At 57.5% G+C, this 4,614-nt stretch carries 10 protein-coding genes; 3 read left to right on the top strand and 7 right to left on the bottom strand.

The genetic code is table 11. The features are described from left to right. Positions 1 to 128 precede the first annotated feature (128 nt). From C451_RS04900 to C451_RS04890, 3 genes are all read right to left on the bottom strand, one after another. Positions 129 to 443 carry a non-histone chromosomal MC1 family protein gene (locus C451_RS04900; RefSeq protein ID WP_007738360.1) on the bottom strand — a complete coding sequence of 105 codons (315 nt, stop codon included), beginning with the start codon at positions 441 to 443 and terminating at the stop codon, positions 129 to 131. A 103-nt stretch (positions 444 to 546) separates the two neighbouring features. Then, positions 547 to 1,044: a TRAM domain-containing protein gene (locus C451_RS04895; protein ID WP_007738358.1), complete on the bottom strand. Its 498-nt coding sequence runs from the start codon at positions 1,042 to 1,044 to the stop codon at positions 547 to 549. A gap of 95 nt (positions 1,045 to 1,139) precedes the next feature. Continuing rightward, complete coding sequence (locus tag C451_RS04890) at positions 1,140 to 1,421, bottom strand: helix-turn-helix transcriptional regulator (protein ID WP_007738356.1); 282 nt, start codon at positions 1,419 to 1,421, stop codon at positions 1,140 to 1,142. A 236-nt stretch (positions 1,422 to 1,657) separates the two neighbouring features. Between C451_RS04890 and C451_RS24575 the strand changes: the two genes are divergently transcribed. Both C451_RS24575 and C451_RS24570 read left to right on the top strand, forming a co-directional pair. Next, positions 1,658 to 1,741, top strand: a complete 84-nt coding sequence (locus C451_RS24575) for a DUF7563 family protein (RefSeq protein WP_449271506.1) — start codon at positions 1,658 to 1,660, stop codon at positions 1,739 to 1,741. Then, positions 1,734 to 1,889 carry a DUF7563 family protein gene (locus tag C451_RS24570; protein WP_449271505.1) on the top strand — a complete coding sequence of 52 codons (156 nt, stop codon included), beginning with the start codon at positions 1,734 to 1,736 and terminating at the stop codon, positions 1,887 to 1,889. Before C451_RS24575 ends, C451_RS24570 begins: the two co-directional genes overlap by 8 nt. A 283-nt stretch (positions 1,890 to 2,172) precedes the next feature. On the opposite strand, the gene C451_RS04885 is transcribed toward C451_RS24570, so the two are convergent. The 4 genes from C451_RS04885 to C451_RS04870 form a co-directional block, all read right to left on the bottom strand. After that, positions 2,173 to 2,847: a hypothetical protein gene (locus tag C451_RS04885; protein WP_007738353.1), complete on the bottom strand. Its 675-nt coding sequence runs from the start codon at positions 2,845 to 2,847 to the stop codon at positions 2,173 to 2,175. 38 nt (positions 2,848 to 2,885) lie between these two features. Further along, entirely contained in the window at positions 2,886 to 3,068 is a 183-nt protein-coding gene (locus C451_RS04880) for a hypothetical protein (RefSeq protein WP_152420415.1), read from the bottom strand. Between the two features lie 172 nt (positions 3,069 to 3,240). Further along, on the bottom strand, positions 3,241 to 3,654 hold the full coding sequence (locus C451_RS04875) for an SLOG family protein (protein ID WP_049912962.1): 414 nt from the start codon (positions 3,652 to 3,654) through the stop codon (positions 3,241 to 3,243). Between the two features lie 86 nt (positions 3,655 to 3,740). Then, positions 3,741 to 4,034, bottom strand: coding sequence for a hypothetical protein (locus tag C451_RS04870; protein WP_049912961.1), 294 nt, complete (start codon positions 4,032 to 4,034; stop codon positions 3,741 to 3,743). A gap of 87 nt (positions 4,035 to 4,121) precedes the next feature. Here C451_RS04870 and C451_RS22540 point away from each other — a divergent pair, with 87 nt between their 5' ends. After that, the gene (locus C451_RS22540) at positions 4,122 to 4,331 is read left to right on the top strand and encodes a hypothetical protein (RefSeq protein WP_007738348.1); all 210 of its coding nucleotides are present in this window, start codon (positions 4,122 to 4,124) and stop codon (positions 4,329 to 4,331) included. The last annotated feature ends 283 nt before the right edge of the window (positions 4,332 to 4,614 follow it).

The raw sequence follows: 4,614 nt of genomic DNA, 5'->3' as shown, positions 1-4,614 counted from the left end.
TCGCCAGTCCCACCAGCAGCGTCGCTCACCAACGCGAGCGTGTCTTCAACGAACGGCGGCAATCGCCGCTCTCCATCCATACCCGTTGTTTCAGGTTGCTGCATATGAATCTGTTTCCGACCGCTGAGTTACAGTTCGTCGAGATGCTCAATACCTTCTTTCGAGACGTTCGCTTTGGTGATCGTCTCGGCCATCCAGTCGGGTTTGTCTTCTGGTGCCTCGCTGCGCCACGCCCATCCCTCGTAGATGTGGAGTTTCTTCGTTCCTTTCTCCCGCAGGCGAAACTCCTCCCGACTCGCTTGGGCTTCGCTGTCAGCTGGGTCAAGTCGCCGAGCGACTTTGAGTGCCGCCTGTCGTGGTACCTGTCCGGTGAAAGTGCTCGTTTCCTCACCGCTCTCATCACGAAGTGTGAAGTTGCGAGGATCGTCTGACGTGCTGGCCATGTATTGCCCCGAGTGAATATAATACAGATAAAGTGATAAATGTATCTACGTCTGGCGATTTCTTCGAAGCAGACGGCTCTCCAACTGCGATTGAAGAGATCGACTATTCAGCTGTCTCAGATTGATCACGAATCTCTGCGAAGGCGAAATTCTCGCGAGCATCCATGATTTCGACAGTTACCTCATCGTCAGGCTGTGCATCGGGCACAATCACGACGTAGCCGCGCTCGATTTTCGCTATCCCATCACCCTGATCGCCCAGCGCNACCTCATCGTCAGGCTGTGCATCGGGCACAATCACGACGTAGCCGCGCTCGATTTTCGCTATCCCATCACCCTGATCGCCCAGCGCCTCGATTGTCACCTCGCGGATCTCTCCCCGTGAGACGGGGGGCTCCGAAGCCGCCGTGTTCGGTGGCTCCTGCTGGTCATCGCTTCCCACGGACGCTGTATCCCCAAGAATCGCCACTTGATAGGTCTCGCCAGCTGTGATCGCTCCCACATCGAGTTCGTCTTCTGGTACCTCAATCGTGTAGGAATCGCCTGCCTCGGTGACGGAACCAGTGAACAGACACGCCAGTCGGTCGGGTATCTCGACCATTAGACGTCCTCACCACCGACGTTGGTCACCATTACTCTCGAGGGATTGCTACCGAAAGTGCGCGGCCGCAGAGCCGAAACACTACGCATGGGCTATCAGACCTCCGGTGAGACGTATTGGTCTTCCCACTCACGACGGGCCTCGATCTCGCGCTGCCCACGCTGGGTCACCTGATAGTAGTTCGTCCGTTTGTCGAGTTCACCCTTTTCGAGCAGTCCTTTCTCGACGAGTGTGTCGAGATTCGGATAGAGTCGCCCGTGGTGGATCTCCGTCTCGTAGTAGCCTTCGAGTTCGTCTTTAAGTTCGAGCCCGTTCGGTTCATCTTTGTCAGCTGCAATGTATAGCAAGTCGCGCTGGAAGCCAGTCAGATCATACATATCTCGAAGGTGGTTATTCTAGCAGTAAAATATACCGATAGACGGATAATGAATGAGCCATCCAGCACGATCCACTCTCTAAACCCGATGAAAATCATACGAAGGGAATATTGTATACGCGAGAACCCAGAAATCACCCATCTCACTCACCCTCTCCCAGGGTCTCGGACCACCATCCGCAACGCAGATTTCGAATGTAGCGATAGAATGAAGTTCCGAGGTCAACCGACTCTACTATGCCTGAGTGTCTGAATTGTGGTGGATCCGTCACCAAGCAGTACGTTCGTGTGTTCGCCCCGACTGAGATGGACNATGCCTGAGTGTCTGAATTGTGGTGGATCCGTCACCAAGCAGTACGTTCGTGTGTTCGCCCCGACTGAGATGGACACCGTGCGCGTCTGCCCGAACTGTCCAGACATGATTCGGGAAGGGAATGACGTACGCGAAGCGAAGACATCTCGGCAGTAGCCGCTGATCGCTCACCCCACTAGTGATCGGATGACGAATCCAGAACGAGGATTCATATACCGTCTCAGTAGGGTGAGTTCGTACTCGATAGCTCTCGCTCGTCTTCGTACGGATCTTCGATCCATTCCTCATAGGCGAGGTCGCCGACCCGAGGAGGCGCACTCTGTGCGCCCCGCAGGGAGGAGGCTGGGGAGGCCGCGCGAAGCGACCACCGGGAGCGAAGCGCGAGAGGTTCCAGACCAAAAGAACAGAGGGCATTTCGTCTGCTTTCGACAGGCTCGGCCTACTGATCGAGGCGCTCGACGTCGGTCGCCGAGTTCAGGTTGATCGAGAACTGCCCGTCGTACTCATCGGTGACGACGCCTTCGAGGCGGTAGGTTGCACCCTCGTCGAGTTCCGGCAGGCCCGACTCCTTCCAGGCGACGAACTTGATCCGGCCCGTCGAATCGCCCACCAGCCCGACCTGCTTCATCGAGTCGCTGTTGGGCTTCCAGAGCTGGTCGACCTCGACGACGAGATCGTGCCACTCGTCGGCGGCGTCGATCGTTTCGACTGCCACTGCATCCGGGAGGCCCACGGGAAGCTGATCGCGCTCGGCTGCCTCGCCCGTGATCTCCTCGATGGAACTGTTCGTGTTCAGATGCACCGAGAACTGCTCGTCGTACTCGTTGGTGACGATGTTCTCGAGACGGTACGACGCGCCCTCTTCGAGCTGAGGCAGGTCCGAAGCAGCCCACGAGACGAACTTCGTGACACCCGAGGCATCACCGAGCAGGCCGACCTGTGCGACCGACGACGAGGTCGGCTCCCACAGTTCGATGACCTTCGTTTCGAGCGTGATCCACTCGTCGGCGGCATCGATCGACGAGCACTCGACAAGACTGCTCCCGCTGTTCGCACTGCTGGTGGTTTCGGTCTGTGCATCTCGGCTCGTGGACTGCTGACTTACAACGGACATAGTTTTCAACGAAATCGGAATCACTCACTCAGCACGATTCACTGCATCGGGCCGAGCATCGCTTCGCCCTCGACCCTCCACCCCTTCTGGGGGTAATAAACTGCTGAGGCGGTCGGCGATCGCGGTGCCGGCGCTGCTCGCGACGACGACGTCGACACGACGCCGCCGACCGAGCAGTATTCGGAATGCTTGCCCACCAACAGCGCTGCCGACTTCGACATGGCACTGATGGCGTGCATCTCTCCGAACACCTCACCCCTTCTGGGGAAGAAAAACTGCTGAGCGGTCACGGAGCAGTTGCGACCGTTTGCCCACGCTGTGTGCCGGCATCCCGAATGCCTTATGTACAAACGAATCGGCCTTCGTCGCCAGATTGCACATAATGCTCGGCAGTCACTCGCCGCTCGTGACGGGAACCCGGTGGAGACGATCGGGGCCGAGGAGATCGCGAGCGGTATCGATCATATCCGCCGTCCCGGCTGACTCGTCGACGTGGATGGCCACGAGAGCGTCGGCGTATTTGGCCATCTCCTCGTTGCGAATCGGCCCAGCTGCCCGGCCGTGAGTATCCCAGTCAGCAGGAAAGCGTTTGACTGGCACATCGTGTTCGCCAGCCCAGTCCTCGCCGAGCTGATCAACGCCACGAGCAGTCCCCGAGACGACCTCCGCAACGGAAAAGCCGGATTCGTCGATCGCCTCGACGACCAGCCGGCGCTGGCCGGCCGGAGAGAGGCAGTCGAGAATCGATCGCGAATCCGCGACGATCACTGACAAACCATTCTCGGAATTGGCGGTAGTGGCACTCATGTTCCGAATACCTCACCCCTTCGGAGTGAACATAAATTGTCCCGCGCCGCGCCAAACAAATGGATCCACATTGGCTCTGTCCGGATTCACTCACCGCCAGCAAGTTGCGACGAGGCGCTTTCACGCCTAACAACCCACACTGTCGAGTTGTTCCGCTCGGTATGCTTTGCGACGGTGATCCCCGATGCAAAGGGCGATTCGTCCTCTAACACTGGAAGATAAGACCCGACCATCGACGAGGTGAGTTCCGCGTCGAGATCTGCAATATCCCCCGCCTGGAAGTACCGACAGCTGTTGCCGTACTTGTCGCTATTGAGAAAGCGAATGACTGCGTCTTGAACGCGCTGTTTGCGTGATCGCGGTTCATCGGATATCGTCATAGTCTCTCTCGCTGCTCGTGATCATCGGCGCGAGGTCTTCGACGGCGTTCATCGGCTAACTTCTGCCTGTCGGCGCTGACTACTTGTATGTTTCTGGATTGGCGTATCGGCCGGTTCATCGAAGAGATCCGGGCTGGCCGCTGCGAGCTGCCTGACCTCATCGAGCCGTTCGGGAGCGTGCTGGTGGGCGAGGCGTTCGGCGTGACCGCAGTGGCGCTCGAACCCATCGAGATTCCCGTTGGTGGCGTGTTCGTGGGCCTGTTCGAGGTTTGCGGTAATGGTCTGGTCGATAAGTGATGCGTGAATGTTCTTGAGCGTCCGAATCGGATGTTGCAGGCAGTTCAACTCCATTTCACCCCTTCGGGGAGAACAAATTGCTGGCGAACACGCCCCGGACAGTCGGTTATAGGGATTGGCAATCAAATCCATTCCCTGGTGTGCATGCTCCCTGACGCCTGTCAGAAATCCTGTGCAAGATACAGAGGTTGAGGGCGAAGTAAAAAGGAGTCCCTTTTGACGATTCATAGGCCACAAGCAGGTTTTGACAGACTCATCAAGATAATATACGATAGCTATACGT

Origin of the sequence: Halococcus thailandensis JCM 13552 (assembly GCF_000336715.1) — an archaeon.
Taxonomy (GTDB): Archaea; Halobacteriota; Halobacteria; order Halobacteriales; family Halococcaceae; genus Halococcus; species Halococcus thailandensis.
The sequence above is the reverse complement of the archived record's forward strand: the minus strand, read 5'-3'. Positions and strand labels throughout refer to the sequence as shown.